The sequence below is a fragment of the Paenibacillus sp. ACRSA genome (genome assembly GCF_022346845.1).
Lineage (GTDB): Bacteria > Bacillota > Bacilli > Paenibacillales > Paenibacillaceae > Paenibacillus.
This window is the reverse complement of the sequence record NZ_JAKRNP010000001.1, coordinates 540,445-558,645: the sequence shown is the minus strand read 5'-3', so window position 1 is coordinate 558,645 and position 18,201 is coordinate 540,445. Positions and strand designations below refer to the sequence as shown.

The following is an 18,201-nucleotide window of genomic DNA, read 5'->3' as shown; positions in this document are numbered from 1 at the left end:
AGTATACATTATTGTCTGCTATAGGAGGAAGATGGAGAATGAGGATTATTATTGGGCAACCCAACCTTGAGCCCGGATTAATACAATTAGAAAAAGAGCTTAGGGAATACGCGAATGCGGATATTTTGTTGTATCCCGAAGGGTACTTGAACCAGAATGTAGAAGAGGCTTGCAGGCTTGCGGCTACATACGGAACGATGATTGTATCGGGACACTGCAGATTAGATGAGCGTCCCAAGGATCGAACCATTATCATCGACCAGCACGGGCAGGTTGTGATGGAGAAAGCGAAGTACACACCTGCCGTAGTTGTCAAGCAACAGGATGTGGCGATCAGTACTCTATTATGTGATGAGATTGTTTTACAGGGGTTTCAGCATGATGAGGAGCGGGTTGATCTACTCTTACATTCAATCGGGGTAGGGATGTTCAGTGAGGAGCAGTACAATGAATGGCTGGAGGTGGCTCGCGCGATCGCTATTCGCAATCAATGTATGGTGATGGGTACCAGTCATGCGGATGGATCGTATCGCGACAGTGACACCTCTATTCCAATTGCTTACTGTATATCCTCCGATGGTGAGGTTGTATTTGCATCGCATAATGATACTCGAACCCGAGTCGTTCTAGTGGAGCGTAAAGGAACTGACGAGGTCACTACACCGAAGCAAGGACGTTTTTTGATAAAAGTGGAGGGGTTAGAGTGATCCCATGAGGATTGGGCGTTGCATATAGGGAGAAGCCCGGTCATTTACTCAGCATTGGCATATGTTATCTCATACCTTTTAAATCAAAGGAGGCCAATCACATGAGTCATGTTGGATACGGTTGTGGAAATGTCGGAGGAATCGGACAGGGAATGTGTACTTCTACTGCTGCAATTCTGGTGCTTTTCATCCTGCTCGTCATCATCACGAAGTCTTTCTGGTGTTAGTTTATAACTAAGCTAAATGGACGGTTACACCAAGCTCTGCTGAGATCTCAGTGGAGCTTTTCCTTATGATTTACAGTAAACTATAGAAAGTCTGTCATTTGACAATAGAAAACAATGTACTTAAAATCACATAAGTAACTAAATTTAAAGATTGAAGGGATTGCAATGCCGTTTATTCGCTTCAGAGGCTTTACAGGTCATCAGTTAGAAGAAGTTGTACCTAAAATCACAGAGCAGATGTCGCTCACTTCTAATATTCCGCAAGAAAGAATTAAGGCTGAGCGTTATGATGTACAAGCACTCACTCCTTCTCCAGCTTCTATAGAAATTGTTATGTTTCAGCGTGATCAGGAAATCCATAATCGAATGGCCTCTTCCATATACGTCATTTTGGTCGAAGCAGGTTTGCCGGATGTACACATATTTTTTAGTGTTTTGGAGCCTACTCTATATTACAAGCAGGGGAAACCATTAACGGATTACCCTCTGAATTGAATGAGATGTGACCCAGTATATAAGTTGATCAAATAAAAAATCTGATCCAATTGTGCTTGGATCAGACACAGACGAGCAAATGCTGCTCGTCTTTTTTATTTATAGTGAGATCTGATTATAAGGTAAGACAGTTAGAATAAAATTCATTCTTGCATGCATAAATGCCTGTTTCTCCGACATATACATGATCGATTGTAACTGTGGTATCATGCCGCCACGAGTGAAAATGCAATTAATAACATCACTAAACTAGTCATACGAACAAAGACCATATACGGCTTGCTAGGCTCGGATTCCCCCTTCACAATCCAACCGTAACGTAGGAACCATCCGAACTTTGGGAAACAAAGATTGATAATGCACAGTATCATGAAAATAAAAAAGAGGGTTCTCATGCTCGATCTTCCTTCCTCGTTCAGGAATGGCCTCAATCCACTTATCGACGACGTCTATTGAAAATGAATAAGATCAGAATAACGATGATGAGAATGAACAGAAACTTCATGTGTATTCCTCCTAAGTTTATGAAAACATTAACCTTTCCGGCACCGTTTGAACAACTATGTTACAATTAATGATATTGAATTAGTATGATCACATACCAAATTGATGACATGCAACCATTTATTATTGATCATTGTTGAAGGCAGATAGAAGCAGGAGGGAAGCATGACCATTCAAAATCAGTATTCCATGCCCATTCAGTGGGAGTTTTTAATTTCTAAGCTTAAATCTTCCGTAACTGTGGTCGACGCAACCTCACCAGAACTGCCCCTGATCTATGTAAACGAGCACTTTACAACATTGACAGGATATTCGTTAGAAGAGTCTATTGGGCAAAATTGTAGGTTTCTTCAAGGGCGTGATACCCTCCCAGAGACAGTAACTAAGATTCGTGAAGCACTCAGAGAGCAGAAGTCAATTAAGATAGATATTCTGAATTACACCAAAAGTGGACACAAGTTTTGGAACGAGTTGAATATAGATCCGATCTTTAATGACGAGGGAGAATGCCTCTTTTTTGTTGGGATACAATATGATATCTCAGAGCGGAAATATGCCGAAGAACAGCTTCGCATGGCAGCGAACATGGCTGAATTGAATAGCCGAGGACAACTAGAATTTATCGGCAAACTGAATCATGAGTTGCGAACGCCGCTCAATGGAATTATGGGAATGATTGAGCTGGTGGGAATGGAAGAAACCAGTATCGAGCAAAAGGAATACCTGGAGCTTGCTCGTCAATCGGGAGAGGCCATGCTGAACATTGTAAACAAGAGCTTGGATATGGCAAAGTTAGGTCGTGGGAAAATGAAGGTAGAGCAGATTGAGTTTCAGCCTTCTAAACTAATTCAGCAGATCATTAAGACGCATGAACTCGCTGCTATACAGAAGCAGATTTGCTTAGTCTGCCATGTTGATCTTGAAGTGCCAGAAGTGCTCGTTGGAGATCCATTGCGCTTACGACAGGTGCTGGATAACTTAATAAACAATGCGATTAAGTTTACGGAGCAAGGTGAAGTGCATATTAAATTGGATGTAGAAGAGACATTGGAGGATGTAACGACGCTGGTCTTTAGCATTCAAGATACAGGGATTGGGATTCCACAAGATCAGATGAATCAATTATTTGAAGCCTTCACTCAGACAGATGTGTCTCATGCACGGAGGTTTGGGGGCAGTGGTCTTGGATTAACGATCTGCAAAGAGTTGCTGGAATTGATGCAAGGTGAAATCACGGTGGAAAGTCAAGAAGGTCAGGGTACACAATTCCAGGTCACTGTACCATTAAAGCGGCAACCGGTGATGCCAAGTATGGGTCATGTAGGTTAAAGGATTATTATATGATCGGAAGAGGGCAGTTCGGGAGAGATCCGGGCTGTTTTTTTTCTGTGCATTCACGTTGTTCCGCGAACGAATGTTCTGATATAATGTAATGGTGAATGGGGGAGAGACAGCATGACGCGTAAACGCACAAGGAAGAGAAGAAATAAAGGAACAGCCAGGTTGAAGAAGCAATGGGTCACCTTGGTCACCCTTGCTTTAGTCGCCTGTTTAGCATGGTTTAATGGAGAATATAAGCTGGGGGATTGGACTTCTATATTTAATGGGAGTAGTAGCCAAGGTGTAGATCATACGCTGATCTTCCCTTCTGAACGCTACCCAGAGACAGCTAATCATATTCGATCGGCCGTTAAGGCAGGTCATTCTGATGTGTGTACAATCGATCGTGATGGTGCTGAGGCGAATCGGGATCTTTCGCTGAAGGGAGTGCCAGTGAAGAAGGGGAAGGATCGAGACGAGTGGCCGATGGCTATGTGTGCAGAGGGTGGTGCTAATGCGGATATCCAATACATTACGCCAAAGGACAATCGCGGAGCAGGTTCATGGGTTGGCAATCAACTTAGTACATATCCAAATGGAACACGAGTGAAGTTTGTTGTTGAATAGCGAGATCTAAGACAGTTCCTAGTGATAGAGTAATGAAGAACGCCAGACTCCTCAAAGTCTGGCGTTCTTCATCGTCCAATGATTCACTTGATTCACTGATGGCTACAAACGGCTGTTCACAGTGCCATACTGCTTAGATGATGCGAACGAATGCTTAACAGGCGTGTGACCTGCTCAACTTCCTCAAACGGAATCCAGAGATTCCCTTGTACTGTACGTAGAAGGAGGATGGAGGAATCGGCAGAGCGTTCTGGAAATCCGGTTACAGATTCACCACTTGTATTACGAACCACAATTTGTTGATTACGACGGATGGCAATTTCTACCTCTTTGTTCATATGTCATTTCTCCTGGTTATGAGATTAGAATCGATATGTCAATAATTTCAATGGTTAATTTGTCTTCTTTATCTAGTCTATCAGAACTAGGTATGAATTTCCAGAAGAGAAGTGATTTTGTGGGTTAGGTGATTCGCCTTATCGCATGATTAGCGTTTGTTTCTTTCAGTTAGAGGGTTATAAAGGGTACTGAAGCTAAAGTGTATGTTAAGGAGGATTCCGTATGACAAAGTTATTGATTGGAATGGTGCGTACTGAGAACGAAGCCATTTTAATGTTGAATCAGCTTCGACAGGCAGGAGTTGATTCCGATTCACTGGGCGTAGTCGCTAAAGAACAGCTTAATTTGGAGTTGATTAGTGAGAAGGCAGGTTTACCTAAACCACTTAAGGGTGCAGGTACGGATGGAGCATTAGGAGCCTTTAAGGGGGTGCTGGCTGCGCTAGGTAAACGTAAAGATCACACGATGTCTGCTGGGAAGGCTGTTCGCCGGCTTGCTGGTAATGAAATCGGTGAAGAGACCGATGATTTTGTACTTACCCTGACGGAAGCCGGTATCTCTGAGGATGACGCAAACTATTATGAGCAATGGCTTATGCAACAACATTTGCTTGTGATTGTGGAAACCAGTGAAGACGAGATTGCTCGGATCACGCCTATTATCATGAAGCGTGACTAATACATGTGAGCTTATTTTCTTTTTTAGCTTAATTTAATCCTGATTTTAGGTTTCTTTAATGTTGGGGAGGTATTCTTACCTTACACCTCCCTTAATATAGATGGTTTATAAGAAAGTTCGAGACCGCAACTCGACCTTTCTAGGCACTGCCGGCTTACGCTGGTGGTGCCTGTTTCATTTCTAAAATATTTTTTTTAAAAAAAGTGTTGCATAATAATAAAATACATGATAAGATATTTCTTGTCGCCACATTTGATTGAGAAATACATAATCATGCCGGGGTGGCGGAATTGGCAGACGCACAGGACTTAAAATCCTGCGGTAGGTGACTACCGTACCGGTTCGATCCCGGTCCTCGGCATACGAATTATCAAGAAAATTAAGGGTTTCAGCTCAAATGAGCTGAAACCCTTTTTCGTTTAATGAGCGAGTTTGCTAACGGAGCTTCTCTTTTGTCTCTTTTCTGGTTTTCTGATACGCTCAAATGCATCCGTAATGTTTTTGTAGACAATTTATTTTTTTGTTGCTTGGTCGTCCTGATGTTTGGTTCCATGATATTTTTGCAGATGCATCGGTTGCACTTCTTGCAAGAGCATATCGTTTCTACTCTTAAAATAAGGGTATACAATTTGTTACGACCTCTCGTACCTTTCGCAAGTAGTTTCCGCAACCTGCTTTAAATGACTTTTTGAAGCCAATCCAGCATTAAGTCTGTGAAGGTAATTCGCTGTGGCAATACGAAACTATTGTTGTCTAAGTGTCTCAAGAAGAAACTTCTCTGCCTCCGATCTCCAGCATCATCCTTCAGTTCTATGATGATAATGTACCAGTATTACTGAGTTTATTCAAACTATCCTTCCTAAGGTTCCACCTCCGCCCGACTGCCAGACTCCTTCTCACCAACCCAGCAAGCTACGAAGACAAATGAGGATGTACATGTGGAAACAATGGAAAAAGCTTCGAATGAAGGTGCAATACCTACGAAAGTTGGGGATACCGGAATGGCAGGCCTACCAATGGAGAATCACCAGCTGGGCTATAGGCGAATAAACGGAAGAGTAGTGCTGAATCGCCCTGTAACAAACATAAAGCTCGCATAGGTAGGTTGCATGGCTTCCCTGCACAGTACAAGTGCTTGCGTCAATGTACTCAAATGGTTGAAATGCTGCATTTAACGGTCCGTACAGTGATGTATAAGGTCGACTACTCAATTAATGGGTAGCCGCCTTTTCAATTAGAAACTTTCAGGACCTATTTTGGATAGGTATCAGGGATTAATATGTATTCATCTTTACTAATATTACGTTTGAATAGAACATTTGTTTGGAAGGAGATGGAAGGAGTCGTGGAGAATTATGTTGAAAGTTGTAGTTTTAAGTCACTGCTAAATGAATTGTGTCTGAGGTTAAAGGATTCATGCCATTGTAACATACGCTTCAAATAGCAAGAGTTGCACCGTTGAGGGTGTTCTGTCTATAGTAGAGCGCCTTCGACATAATTAAGCCCGAGAATTGGAGCGTAGCAATCTGCTACTTGAGAACCGAAAGTCTCTGATTCTTCAAGATTCGATGCTTCATAATCAAAAACGGACTTTTTGAACAATCTTTGTTAGTCATAAAAGAGCTAGGTCGGTGAGATATGTCAACCAATATTCATTCTGCTAGACCTTCTATGTAAGGATATCGCTTTCAGCCACTTTATGGACTACTGGTGCTTTGGAACGAATCAGAGGATGATTTTGATGAAATGAGCGTTGAAACAGAAGATGATATTACATTAAAGGGAAGTGGTTCCATAAACCTTTAGCGTAAGAAATGAGGGTTGGCTGGCATCCATTCTTTAAAGAAAAATTAACTCAATAGTACAAAGAAGGGATGCTGATGATTTCGATGTTTTCTCAATTACTAAGTCCTGCACTAGGCTCTGAGAAAGATTGAAGAATCGAAATGACAAATAAAGAGGGGGTGGACTGTATTCCAATAAAATAACACTTGGGATTTTTATGAAAAATTATATTTTTACCCCGTTTACCCGAAGTGATATGGATAAGAATAGCTAAGAAGCCTACTCTGATTCATTAAAAGATGACTACTAAATAAGCATAAAGATGAGGGACATTATTATATGACTTATGATAATATGGATAGAAGAGATCTTATTGATATTTCTGCAAACAAAATAAACAAAGAGCTATATGATGTATTTAATGGCTCGGATAATAATACTGTTCGCAGATGGATTTGGGAGCTGATTCAAAATGCTTGTGACACTTCCAGTATTCCGGTCGATATCTATGTCAAACATGATATCGAAAAGAAGATAGTCTCATTTTCTCATACTGGTGATCCTTTTGATAATAAGTCGCTTAGAGGCTTAATTCTACAAAAATCATCTAAAACCGAAGATATTGAAAAAGGCGGTCAGTTTGGTACTGGCTTTATTACCACGCACTTATTGTCAAAGAAAATAAATATTACAGGGACTTTCATTAATAAAAATCAAGAACGCATACCTTTAGATTTTAATTTAGATAGAAGCAATTGGAAAAATAGTCTTATATATAAAGAAGCCATACCAATACTCAAAGCTCATATTTCAGAAGCACTAGAAGAGTTGGATAAGATAGATGAAACTCCGGCTTCAAGCAGTAATCTTGCTAATATTACAACTTTCAGATATACTTTGGAATCTTTATCAGAACATCCTGACGAAAATAAATCTCCTGTTGTACAAGGAATCATGGATTTAGAAAAAAATATTCCACTATTATTATCTTTTAGCCGAAAAATAAATTCTATTGATATAAATGGCGTTAAATATATCCGTAATCGTGAGGATGATTATTCAAAAAACGATTTTTTTAGCTATAGAAAAGTTCGGATAAATGATAACCCAGAACAAATTCTTTTGATTAAGCATTTAGAAATGAATTTTGAGATAGCAGTTATTTTGAAAAATAAAACAGTAATGAGATATCCTGAAAATAGTTCGCGCATTTACTGTCGATACCCTTTGATAGGAAGTGAATACTTCGGGTTACCGTTTGTAATAAACGATGAATCCTTTCAAGTCACAGATCAACGTGATTCATTACAGATACATAATAAAAACAACACTATTTTGGATGCAGCTATTCTTTTATACGATAAGATTATTGATATTTTGATTAACAATTCTTTTAGCGATATACATAATATCTGTTATATGGAAGAACAAAATAACACTGATAATCTTAGTCAAAGATATTATATCGAATCGAAAAAAATATATTGCGAGAAATCTATTATCGAAACTGCCAATGGCGGAAAGAAATCGCTGAAGGAAATTAAGTTCCCATTTATTTTTATCAGTAATTTCAATGATGAAATAAAACAAGAAGTGAATACTGACTCTAAGAAAAATGTCATAAAAGACTGTCAGAAAGATTACTATGATTTGATGTTGAATTGCAGCAATATTGATTTACCAAAGTATGAACTCTGTGAAACTCTTTATAAGATTTATAAGGAATCACATCTTTCTATTCAAAAGGTCATAGAGTTTATCTCGAAAGGTGAAGGACTACTCAACAATTTAAAAGTTGATACCTTTGAATGGTTGAATCAATTTATTGAGTTGTTACAAAAGTTAGATATTTCCATTTGGAAGGATAGAAAAATATTTGTTAATCAAAGAAATCACTTTTGCACCCTAAGCAATCATTTTATTGATGAAATGGATGTAACGCTAAGAGATGTATATGCGGGTTTGTTGAATGAAAATGAAAATAAGGCTGGCGATTTGGAAAATAAATTAATTAATAAAAATATAGATTTATCAAACTCTATATTTGTTGGTCTAATTGATAAATTCGGTAATAAAGAAATTGCAGTACAAATTACAAATATCATAACGAAGAAACTATCTGAGGAAAAATCAAGAGGCAGTTTTGAAAGAGAAAAAAAACTTCAAAGCGCCTATGACAAATTGTTTTTTTGGATGTTAAAATATGAAGAAGATTCTAAAAATATATTCCCTTTATTATTTGGAATGAGAATGGATCTATGTTCAAATAGTGAGCATATAGATAACTACAATGCACGACTTGAAAAAGATAAATTCTTAGAGGAAACGAACAGTGATTCATTAGATGCAGCCAAGACTAAAATCATAGATTTGAAAAAAGAATTAAGTGAAATGCAAGAAAAAATAAATATATTAGGAAATGTAGTGGGAATTGAAAGTAATATTGATTTAAAATTAATGAATGAATTTGAGAGTATGGATGTTGCGGAAATATTTGAAAATCTGGCTAAGCTGGCAATTTATAATGAAACAGATATGCTACGATATCTAGATTATACAAAACAAACCCCTGAAAGAAAAACGGCATTTCTAAAATATATTAGTACTGGGCTCTCCGAGTATTATCAAAAAGTTCAAAAGATGCTGAGCATATCCGAACAAAGAGTTTCGAGTTATTTAATATCAAACGGATATAATTTAAAGAGTAAGAGAAAAATTGCACCAACTGCTTATGATACCATTAAAAATAAAGATGGCGATAATATTATATTGATTATTCGTCCAAGCAATAAGAAAAAAGTGATTTTTTATTATGACAGTGAACCTAATTTTTTAAGAACTAATAGTGAATTATGGGTTGTTGACACTGATAATCCGACGGATATTCCGAAACAATTAACTTTAGGAGATATATTGTTAGTTACACAAATAAAAGTTATACCTTTAAAAAATTTATTTGTATAAAGGAGAACCGATATGTTTTACATGGATGATATTTTTAAAGAGAAAATTCAGAAAAAGGAAACTAGAAATGTTAAATACTATTTTACAGTGCAACCCGCTGATAAAATGGCAGAAGAGATGGTGGCATTTGCTAATACTGAAGGTGGTTACATATTTTGGGGAATAAACTTTAAGACTGAATTTGAATTAGTCGGAATTACAGGGGTATGGATTGAAGAAAGATTGCAAGAAATTGTTAATCAAATTCCTAAAGAATTGAATTATTGCATGAGTAATTTTCATGTGGAAGGGAAAATGATTTTTGGGATTAGAATTTTCAAATCAAAGGATTGTTTGAAGTTTAATGGGAAAAAATATATTATGAATGGCAATATTAGCGAGCAAGTTAACTCTAAAATATTTATCAGCCATGCATCGAAAGATGAGAAGTATGGCGCTGCTCTTGTGGGGCTTCTCGAGGACATTGGAGTTAAAAGTAAAGATATTATTTTTACAAGTGATGATGAACATGGTGTTCCTTTGGCAGCAAATATTCCTGACTATTTAAAAAATCAACTTGATAATAATTGTTTTATGATTTATTTATTATCTGACAATTACTTTGATAGCCCAGCCTGTTTAAATGAAATGGGCGCGGCTTGGGTAAAAACAAATGACTATATAAGTATTGGTGTTCCGAGTTTCTCTTTTGGAAATAATAAATTTAATGGCGCTTTTGTCGATACAAGAAAATTGGGTTTAAACATGGACAATAGAACTAAACTAGTGAGTTTTAGAAATTTAATTCAAGAAAAATTTAATATTGAAAAGATGGATGATGAAAGATGGAGCAGAAAACTAGAAGAGTATCTTAAAAAAATCGAGGAATAACTTAATTTTATTGGATATTATTAAACAATTGAAAATAAAAGGCATGCTTTAACGAATTTATTAACCTCTTGTAACACAAGGTTTCATGCCTTAATTTCCGCTATCTCCTTAACCCTATAAAATTCCTGGAATTTCGGAACCTACGCCCCTGGCGGGGTTCTTTTTCATTCTTGAAAGTAAGGTGTTTTTGTCACACTAGCAAGAATGGAGAGCAATTTCATACCAAGGGGAACAGAAGTACATTGCTTTTACTTGAAGATTTTTTCTAACATTTTTGCTAACATAAATCTACTCGACATCTCTATAATTTTGAATGACTGCTCAGGACTTAAAATCCTGCGGTAGGTGACTACCGTACCGGTTCGATCCCGGTCCTCGGCATCCATTTAAGAAAAAGGAAACTCCTTGATATACCAGGGAGTTTCCTTTTTTTTGTGACTTTTTAATAGAGTCTTGATCTGATATGTCTAAACATCTTTTTTCTCTGTTGGGGGCGAGTTGGGGACGCCTAACCATTACATCACAGCTCCTTAATGAAAGGCAACATTAGCAAGTAATGAAACAATCCGTGGTGGTCGTTATGAAGACAAGGGATGTTGGTGTATACTGGCTATAGGCATATATTACCTTTATCTTGCGGAGCTCAAAGTTAACCAAATACATTTTTAATGGAGGACTCGACATATGTTGAAACAGCTTCAGTCTTATCAAGTAATCCAGGAACGCAGGATGGAGGAACTGAAATCTGACGGCTACTTGCTGGAACACAAAAAGTCAGGCGCCAAAATTGTCCTTATGTCCAACGAAGACGACAATAAAGTATTTAGTATCGGTTTTAGAACACCACCTAGCGATAATACAGGCGTACCTCATATTCTGGAGCATTCCGTATTATGCGGATCTAAGAAGTTTCCAGCGAAGGATTCCTTTGTTGAATTGTTGAAGGGTTCACTCAATACGTTTTTGAATGCAATGACGTACCCGGACAAAACGATCTATCCTATTGCAAGCCGTAACGAGCATGATTTTCATAATTTGATGGACATCTATCTGGATGCGGTGTTAAATACGAATATTTATGAGAACGAAAAAATATTTTTGCAGGAAGGTTGGAATTACAAATTACCTTCTGCAGAGGATGAATTAACATATAACGGCGTTGTTTACAACGAAATGAAAGGTGCTTTTTCTTCACCTGAACGGATTGTTCGCAGAGCGGTGCTCAACTCTCTATTCCCAGATACAACGTACTCCAAGGAATCGGGAGGTATCCCGGACGAGATTACAGATCTAACCTATCAAGGACTTTTGGATTTCCATACGAAGTATTATCATCCCTCTAATAGCTTTATTTATTTATATGGAGACATGGATATGGAAGAGAAGCTTAAGTGGTTGGATGAAACGTACCTGAGTCAATACGATCGGATGGTGACGGATTCGGAGATTGAGCTGCAGCCTTCATTTGGTGAGCGTGTCGATGTGGTACAAACGTATTCAGCTGGAACGACAGAATCGGAAGTGGACAACAGCTTCTTAACCTATAATGCAGTTATTGGAACAAGCTTGGATCAAGAGCTGAATATCGCCTTTCAAATCTTACAGTATGCGCTTCTGAATGCCCCAGGTGCGGTATTGAAGCAGGCGTTACTCGACAAAGGAATTGCCAAGGACGTATATGGCTCATATGATGATAGCTTGTACCAGCCGGTCATGACGATTGGGCTGAAGAAGAGTAATTTGGAGAGTAAACAGGAGTTCCTCGATACGGTTCACGAAGTGCTTGAGCGCGTTGTGCGCGAAGGGATCGATCCAAAGGCACTTCTAGCCGGAATTAATTCATATGAATTTAATCATCGGGAAGCAGACTTTGGAAGAATGCCTAAAGGGCTGATCTACGGCTTCTACACGCTACAGAGCTGGTTATATGACGACAAGGCACCGTTTACCCATTTGGAGGCCAATGCTGTATTTGCTTCGCTCAGAACGAAGATGAACGAAGGGTATTTCGAGCAATTGATTCAGCAATATTTATTGCAAAATACACATACGTCATTTGTGGCCGTGACTCCAGATAAAGGGCTCAGTTTGCGTAAGGAAGAGGCATTGAAATCTCGTTTGAAATCACTCCAAGCCAGTCTGAGTACGGAAGAGATCGAACAATTGGTTCAACGTACCAAGGAACTCGCGGATTATCAGAATGCACCTTCAACCAAAGAACAACAGCAGGTCATTCGAACCTTGTCGATTGAAGATATCGATCCGCAAGCGTCCAAATTATCGAATACATTAAAGTCCGTCGATGGAACAACGATTGTACATCACAATCTGTACACGAACGGAATTGGATATCTGAAATTATTGTTTAATGTGAAGGAAGTTCCGGAGCATCTACAGCCTTACTTAGGACTTTTGAAAAGTGTGTTAGGTTACGTGGACACCGCAAACTTCAAATTCAATGGTCTGTCTAATGAAATTCACATCCATTCCGGTGGAATCAGTGCCAGCGTAGGTGCGAGCGCCGATGCTCGTCAATATAATACGTATAAAGCTCATTTTGAGATTGAAGCTAAAATTTTATACGATAAGCTGGATTTTGCTTTTGATATGATTGAGGAGATTGTACTGACTTCGCAGTTCCATGATACGAAGCGGTTGTACGAGATCATTTCCCAATTGAAGGGCAGACTGCAGCGTAGCTTAATCAATAGTGGACACTCAGCAGCAATGGGCAGATCCTCTGCCAAGCATTCAGCCGTAGCTGCTTTTCGTGAAGCGGTAAGTGGCGTAGCGTTCTATCAGTGGCTTGAGGAGCTACAGGCAAATTATGAAGATCGCAAAGAAGAACTAACGAACCGTCTGAAAGAACTGACGGGAATGATCTTTAGACCTGAGAACCTACTGGTAAGTTATACGGCTGATGATCAAGGATATGCTAGTCTAGAGCAACACGTATCGAAACTAAAAGCGAAGCTATATACGCAAGAGGTTGTTAAAGAACATACTGAGTTCCAAGCAGTCCATCACAACGAGGGCTTCAAGTCTCCATCAGAGGTTCAGTACGTCGTGCAGACAGGCAACTTCATCCATAAAGGATTCGAGTATACAGGCTCACTGCGCGTATTGCAGGGAATTCTGTCACTGGACTATTTATGGACAAATATTCGCGCTAAAGGTGGCGCATATGGCTGTATGACAGGTTTCAGACGGAGTGGCGACAGCTATATGGCATCCTACAGAGACCCTAACCTAGAGAAAACCTATAATGTGTACGAAGAGATGCCGCAGTATTTGCAAAATTTCAAAGCAGATTCGCGCGAAATGACACGTTATATCATTGGTGCAATTCAAGACCTCGATGCGCCTAGAACTCCATACGCAGAGGGAACCTTCTCATTGGAGTGTTACTTGTCTAATGTGACGGAGGCAGACCTCCAGAAAGAAAGAGATGAAGTGCTGAGCACCACAGAAGGACACATCGTTAACTTTGCTCCGCTGATCTCTGCAATCCTTGAGGAGAAACATCGGTGCGTTATTGGTAACGAGAGCAAAATTGAGGAACAACGTGACTTGTTCGACGAAACGCTTGATTTGATCAAGTATTAATCATAAGCATCCAGAGGCATTTGACTTGACTTGTGATTACTTGACTTGAATGGTACAAACTAGCGCCTTCTCCGGTGGATAACACCTTGGAGAAGGCGTTTTTGCTTATGTGCATATGTGTTTGTATTTCGATACCATTGTGGCTCAATATCAGATAGGTTTAACAACTAAAATACGGTTCGTACGGCACATAGTACACTAGCAGAGAGAGGCTCAAATTGCAGGTGGTGTGCAGATTTCTAGCCTGTGGTCTTCGGTTATGTTAAAATGATGGATAGTCTATGAGCCGATGGTAGCGGCTCACACAGCTAGCAGCCAGCTAGATGGCTGCAAAGGTACGTATTCATCCAGGGGAAGGAGCCTACATCTATGTTTGGAAATGATTGGGATTCGGTGTTGCATGAAGAAGTGAATGCCGAGTACTTCAATAAAATTCGTTATGCGCTGGCGGCAGAGTACAAAACTCAAACTGTATATCCGTCTAAGGAAAATTTGTTCTCAGCGCTAAAGCTCACCCCGTATCATCAGGTGAAAGCAGTCATTATTGGACAAGACCCTTATCATGCTGAAGGCCAAGCTCATGGGTTGAGTTTTTCAGTTATGCCAGGTGTACGCATTCCGCCATCTTTGAGAAACATCTATAAGGAAATGCATGCTGATCTGGGTCTTCCTATCCCTGAACATGGTTATTTGGTTCATTGGGCCAAACAGGGGGTATTGCTGCTTAACAATGTGTTAACTGTACGTGAAGGTCAACCTAACTCACATCAAGGTCTAGGCTGGCAGACATTTACGGATGCCGTTATACGGGAATTGAACGAGCGTTCGGAGCCTATGGTGTTTATGCTATGGGGCAGTCATGCCCAGAAGAAGGGTGCCTTTATCCATCGAGATAAGCATCTGGTGTTGGAGTCTACACATCCAAGTCCACTTGCTGCCCATCGCGGATTCTTTGGCAGTCGTCCCTTCTCTAAGGCCAATGATTTCTTGACCTCCAAAGGTATTGAACCGATCGACTGGAATATACCGCAAAACTAGACAAATGAGGGTGAGGACATTGCGACATTGGGTGGGACGAAAAGTAGCTGTATACCGAGCGACTGGCATTCGAGAGCCGTTAAAAGGAACGCTGGTCGATTGGGACGAAGAATCGGGTTGTGTACGAATTGGGCCTAAACGTATCAAAGTATCGTTCGATAATATCGCAATGATCAGACCCTTGCCCGAGGAGAGCCTGCCTTTGAAGAAGGCGCGTTCTGAGGTGCATAAGGTTGGATATGTCATGAAGAAGGCGATACAGTTTGATAATGCGATTTACTTTAAATCAGAAGTGATGATATGGAGAAGAGCCAAAATTGTAGCTTTATCCACCACCATCCTCCGCCATGACGAAGACCAGGTTGAGATTGCAGATGGGCGATTTCTTCGTAAGGACAAGTATATGTTTGTCGTGCGTTCACGACGAGGAATTCGTTAAACATACGAATATATTTAATATTCATTTCATGTACAGATCATCTGGATTTAATCTTTAGTCGTTATATTAAGTGTAACAACCCCTTCTAAATGATGTGTAATAACATGGGAGCCCGACCGGCTGCAAACGGTCGGGCTTTTCTGGTCTTGTGGGAATGTAAATTGGAGTAACATAGCAATGACATTTGTGATATATACTAGTGAGATCAACAACAAGAGACAAGGAGTGAAGACGTTTGAAACGTATATGTGTTTTTGCAGGTTCTAATCCAGGTCATCAGCCGGAATATACACAGCAAGCTATTGAATTAGGCAAACGAATTGCTACAGGCGGGTTTACTCTCGTCTATGGTGGATCATGTATGGGACTTATGGGTGCGGTGGCCGACGCAGCGCTGCAGCATGGTGGTGAAGTGATTGGTGTTATGCCTACAGGGCTGTTTCGGGGAGAAATTGTACATGGAGGTCTCACACAGCTGATTGAGGTAGGCACAATGCATGAGCGGAAAGCTACGATGGCTGAGCTATCGGATGGGTTCATCGCTCTACCTGGGGGTATGGGCACGTTTGAGGAATTGTTCGAAGTATTATGCTGGGCTCAAATTGGTATTCACCGTAAACCTGTAGGTCTATTGAATGTGAAAGGGTACTACGAACCCCTTATGAAGATGGTGGAACATAGCGTGCATGAAGGATTTTCGAATACTTCACATCTTAGTCTATGGAGTTTGGAATCAGATCCAGCAACATTGTTAGAACACATGTCTGCCTATGTTCCAGCTGAATTATCTCAAAAGTGGTCCCAGCTAGATAAAAAGTGACAAACGGGGTGCTGTAGCCATTGTGGGAAACTTTCCGTTCTGCCCAAGCAAATTACAGTCTTAGACATAGTCTATAGTGTACTTTCTTACAGAAGGGAGTGTCACTCATGAGCGGACTTAAAGGTGCAGGCTATGGTTATTGCGGAGGTTTCGGCGGCGGAGCATGGACATCTACAGGCGCGATTTTAGTATTGTTCATTTTGCTGGTTATTATCTCCAGTGCGTTCATTCTGTAATTTCGTCAGCCATTCTAAGATTGGGCGGGGCACAGACGTGTGACCGAACCCGGCAGGTAAATGGCCCTTCCAAGGAACGCCGGGGATGTTCCGGCGTTTCAGGGGAAAGGTTTTTTTGCTTTTTCACCAAGAAATGAGTCGATTAGAAAAAGATAAATCCTGCCTCCAATGGAATAGTTAGAAGCAGGACTAATCATCGCTAATGTAAAACGTTTGAGTTTGCACAGTTTATACCACAACAGCAGTCTGATCTGGGATACTTAAGGATTTCCAGGCGATATACAGCCCGATGGCAGCCGCGATCAAGGAAAGTATTGCCGCGATAACTGCAAGCTGATCCAACGTCCTGCTTGTGATGGGAGTGAAATTGCGCTGATTGGCTGAATTAGTGGATTTGTTTTTAATGTGCGCAGTAGGTTTGGAAAGCCTGGAAGCCGACTGTGATTGTGATGTGCGGTGGCGCTGGCTAGATGGAATTTTCGTTGAAGGCTTCAATAGTCAACCTCCTTATGGTGCAGTGAGAAACATCTATCGTTCATACTATGTTATGTCAAATTCACAGATTGAGTTCGCAAAAATGAGTGAATCCCCAGCCTGCTGGATGTTACCCTATATCTTTACCTTAGACGATGAGCAAGTACATAAGTAAACGCTCTGTTAATACTGGAATGACAAACGATATGTATAGTGAGGAGATAGAGGGATCGTAATGTGAGGAGGCTACGGAAGTGAAAAAGTTAGAGATTATTGCCCATCGAGGAGCATCGGCAGTGTGCCCAGAAAATACAATGGCAGCATTTGAACATTGCTTGGAGCTGGGTGCTACAGGTATTGAGACGGATGTGCAGATGACAAGCGATGGTCGACTCGTGCTTATCCATGATGAGTCATTAACGCGGACAGCGGGTGCAGCGGGCTGGGTCAAAGATAAGACTTATGAGGAATTGCGAGAACTTGATGCAGGCTCATGGTTTCATACAGCGTTTGCAGCGGAACGCATTCCCTCTTTAGAGCAACTATTTGGACTAATTCGAGGGAAAAATATTCTGCTGAATCTTGAACTGAAAAATGGGATTGTTAGTTACAAAGGAATGGAAGAGAAGATCGTACAGGTCATTCGAGATTGGGATCTCGAGCAACAGGTCATTCTCTCTAGCTTCAATCACGCTTCCTTAGTAAGATGTAAACGTCTGGCGCCCGAGATTCAAACAGCGCTTCTATACATGGAAAAGTTGTATCGTCCTTATGATTACGCGGTTAAGTTGGAGGCATCCGCATTGCATCCTTATAAATTCGCTGTAACTCGAGAAGAGGTTGCTGCTTCAATCGCGCAAGGGGTGGCGACTCATCCATTTACCGTGAATGATCCTGAAGAGATGAAAGCGATGATTGAGATGGGGGTTCAGGGTATTATTACGGATGTACCTGATGTATTGGTAGCATTGACTGCTGCACATACGCGTTGATGATCTAATGTTTCATACATGTATTGACTAAATAGAGAGAGGGTTAACACATAACACGTAAACATCATGCGGACACATGA

At 40.3% G+C, this 18,201-nt stretch carries 17 protein-coding genes and 1 tRNA gene; 15 read left to right on the top strand and 3 right to left on the bottom strand.

The genetic code is table 11. From position 1 onward, the window contains the following. Positions 1-38 precede the first annotated feature (38 nt). The 3 genes from MH215_RS02595 (at position 39) to MH215_RS02585 (ending at position 1,429) form a co-directional block, all read left to right on the top strand. Entirely contained in the window at positions 39-707 is a 669-nt protein-coding gene (locus MH215_RS02595; protein WP_239287760.1) for a hypothetical protein, read from the top strand. Between the two features lie 101 nt (positions 708-808). Beyond that, entirely contained in the window at positions 809-934 is a 126-nt protein-coding gene (locus MH215_RS02590) for a YjcZ family sporulation protein (RefSeq protein WP_082560390.1), read from the top strand. 165 nt (positions 935-1,099) lie between these two features. Beyond that, positions 1,100-1,429, top strand: coding sequence for a DUF1904 family protein (locus tag MH215_RS02585; RefSeq protein ID WP_239287758.1), 330 nt, complete (start codon positions 1,100-1,102; stop codon positions 1,427-1,429). A gap of 206 nt (positions 1,430-1,635) precedes the next feature. On the opposite strand, the gene MH215_RS29305 is transcribed toward MH215_RS02585, so the two are convergent. Then, positions 1,636-1,824, bottom strand: a complete 189-nt coding sequence (locus MH215_RS29305) for a DUF6199 family natural product biosynthesis protein (RefSeq protein WP_145045538.1) — start codon at positions 1,822-1,824, stop codon at positions 1,636-1,638. Positions 1,825-2,098: 274 nt separating this feature from the next. Between MH215_RS29305 and MH215_RS02580 the strand changes: the two genes are divergently transcribed. Both MH215_RS02580 and MH215_RS02575 read left to right on the top strand, forming a co-directional pair. Beyond that, positions 2,099-3,262, top strand: a complete 1,164-nt coding sequence (locus MH215_RS02580) for a sensor histidine kinase (protein WP_239287756.1) — start codon at positions 2,099-2,101, stop codon at positions 3,260-3,262. 126 nt (positions 3,263-3,388) lie between these two features. Further along, on the top strand, positions 3,389-3,880 hold the full coding sequence (locus MH215_RS02575; RefSeq protein ID WP_239287746.1) for a NucA/NucB deoxyribonuclease domain-containing protein: 492 nt from the start codon (positions 3,389-3,391) through the stop codon (positions 3,878-3,880). Positions 3,881-3,996: 116 nt separating this feature from the next. On the opposite strand, the gene MH215_RS02570 is transcribed toward MH215_RS02575, so the two are convergent. Beyond that, a complete protein-coding gene (locus MH215_RS02570; RefSeq protein ID WP_239287735.1) occupies positions 3,997-4,218 on the bottom strand; it encodes a hypothetical protein in 222 nt (73 codons plus the stop codon). Between the two features lie 223 nt (positions 4,219-4,441). Here MH215_RS02570 and MH215_RS02565 point away from each other — a divergent pair, with 223 nt between their 5' ends. The 9 genes from MH215_RS02565 to MH215_RS02525 all read left to right on the top strand — a co-directional run bounded on the left by MH215_RS02565 (position 4,442) and on the right by MH215_RS02525 (position 16,655). Then, complete coding sequence (locus tag MH215_RS02565; RefSeq protein WP_239287733.1) at positions 4,442-4,897, top strand: general stress protein; 456 nt, start codon at positions 4,442-4,444, stop codon at positions 4,895-4,897. A 275-nt stretch (positions 4,898-5,172) separates the two neighbouring features. Then, positions 5,173-5,258: transfer RNA gene (locus tag MH215_RS02560), tRNA-Leu, on the top strand. 1,763 nt (positions 5,259-7,021) lie between these two features. Beyond that, a complete protein-coding gene (locus MH215_RS02555) occupies positions 7,022-9,646 on the top strand; it encodes a sacsin N-terminal ATP-binding-like domain-containing protein (RefSeq protein WP_239287731.1) in 2,625 nt (874 codons plus the stop codon). 12 nt (positions 9,647-9,658) lie between these two features. Further along, positions 9,659-10,516 carry an RNA-binding domain-containing protein gene (locus MH215_RS02550; RefSeq protein WP_239287729.1) on the top strand — a complete coding sequence of 286 codons (858 nt, stop codon included), beginning with the start codon at positions 9,659-9,661 and terminating at the stop codon, positions 10,514-10,516. A 684-nt stretch (positions 10,517-11,200) separates the two neighbouring features. Beyond that, entirely contained in the window at positions 11,201-14,122 is a 2,922-nt protein-coding gene (locus tag MH215_RS02545; RefSeq protein WP_239287715.1) for an insulinase family protein, read from the top strand. Between the two features lie 369 nt (positions 14,123-14,491). Next, a complete protein-coding gene (locus MH215_RS02540; RefSeq protein ID WP_239287706.1) occupies positions 14,492-15,160 on the top strand; it encodes a uracil-DNA glycosylase in 669 nt (222 codons plus the stop codon). A gap of 19 nt (positions 15,161-15,179) precedes the next feature. Continuing rightward, entirely contained in the window at positions 15,180-15,599 is a 420-nt protein-coding gene (locus MH215_RS02535; protein WP_056696236.1) for a hypothetical protein, read from the top strand. A gap of 235 nt (positions 15,600-15,834) precedes the next feature. Continuing rightward, positions 15,835-16,419, top strand: a complete 585-nt coding sequence (locus MH215_RS02530) for an LOG family protein (protein WP_145045531.1) — start codon at positions 15,835-15,837, stop codon at positions 16,417-16,419. 107 nt (positions 16,420-16,526) lie between these two features. Next, positions 16,527-16,655, top strand: a complete 129-nt coding sequence (locus MH215_RS02525; protein ID WP_200956152.1) for a sporulation protein YjcZ — start codon at positions 16,527-16,529, stop codon at positions 16,653-16,655. Positions 16,656-16,883: 228 nt separating this feature from the next. Here MH215_RS02525 and MH215_RS02520 read toward each other — a convergent pair whose 3' ends face one another. Next, the gene (locus MH215_RS02520) at positions 16,884-17,150 is read right to left on the bottom strand and encodes a hypothetical protein (protein ID WP_239287704.1); all 267 of its coding nucleotides are present in this window, start codon (positions 17,148-17,150) and stop codon (positions 16,884-16,886) included. 233 nt (positions 17,151-17,383) lie between these two features. On the opposite strand from MH215_RS02520, the gene MH215_RS02515 reads away from it, so the two are divergent. Further along, the gene (locus MH215_RS02515; RefSeq protein ID WP_239287702.1) at positions 17,384-18,121 is read left to right on the top strand and encodes a glycerophosphodiester phosphodiesterase; all 738 of its coding nucleotides are present in this window, start codon (positions 17,384-17,386) and stop codon (positions 18,119-18,121) included. The last annotated feature ends 80 nt before the right edge of the window (positions 18,122-18,201 follow it).

Bases quoted from the DNA above. Each gene is read 5' to 3' on its own strand.
- MH215_RS02550 (WP_239287729.1), top strand. From the start codon at position 9,659: ATGTTTTACATGGATGATATTTTTAAAGAGAAAATTCAGAAAAAGGAA.
- MH215_RS02555 (WP_239287731.1), top strand. From the start codon at position 7,022: ATGACTTATGATAATATGGATAGAAGAGATCTTATTGATATTTCTGCA.
- MH215_RS02580 (WP_239287756.1), top strand. From the start codon at position 2,099: ATGACCATTCAAAATCAGTATTCCATGCCCATTCAGTGGGAGTTTTTA.
- MH215_RS02575 (WP_239287746.1), top strand. From the start codon at position 3,389: ATGACGCGTAAACGCACAAGGAAGAGAAGAAATAAAGGAACAGCCAGG.
- MH215_RS02540 (WP_239287706.1), top strand. From the start codon at position 14,492: ATGTTTGGAAATGATTGGGATTCGGTGTTGCATGAAGAAGTGAATGCC.
- MH215_RS02525 (WP_200956152.1), top strand. From the start codon at position 16,527: ATGAGCGGACTTAAAGGTGCAGGCTATGGTTATTGCGGAGGTTTCGGC.
- MH215_RS02570 (WP_239287735.1), bottom strand. From the start codon at position 4,218: ATGAACAAAGAGGTAGAAATTGCCATCCGTCGTAATCAACAAATTGTG.
- MH215_RS02545 (WP_239287715.1), top strand. From the start codon at position 11,201: ATGTTGAAACAGCTTCAGTCTTATCAAGTAATCCAGGAACGCAGGATG.
- MH215_RS29305 (WP_145045538.1), bottom strand. From the start codon at position 1,824: ATGAGAACCCTCTTTTTTATTTTCATGATACTGTGCATTATCAATCTT.
- MH215_RS02565 (WP_239287733.1), top strand. From the start codon at position 4,442: ATGACAAAGTTATTGATTGGAATGGTGCGTACTGAGAACGAAGCCATT.
- MH215_RS02590 (WP_082560390.1), top strand. From the start codon at position 809: ATGAGTCATGTTGGATACGGTTGTGGAAATGTCGGAGGAATCGGACAG.
- MH215_RS02595 (WP_239287760.1), top strand. From the start codon at position 39: ATGAGGATTATTATTGGGCAACCCAACCTTGAGCCCGGATTAATACAA.
- MH215_RS02585 (WP_239287758.1), top strand. From the start codon at position 1,100: ATGCCGTTTATTCGCTTCAGAGGCTTTACAGGTCATCAGTTAGAAGAA.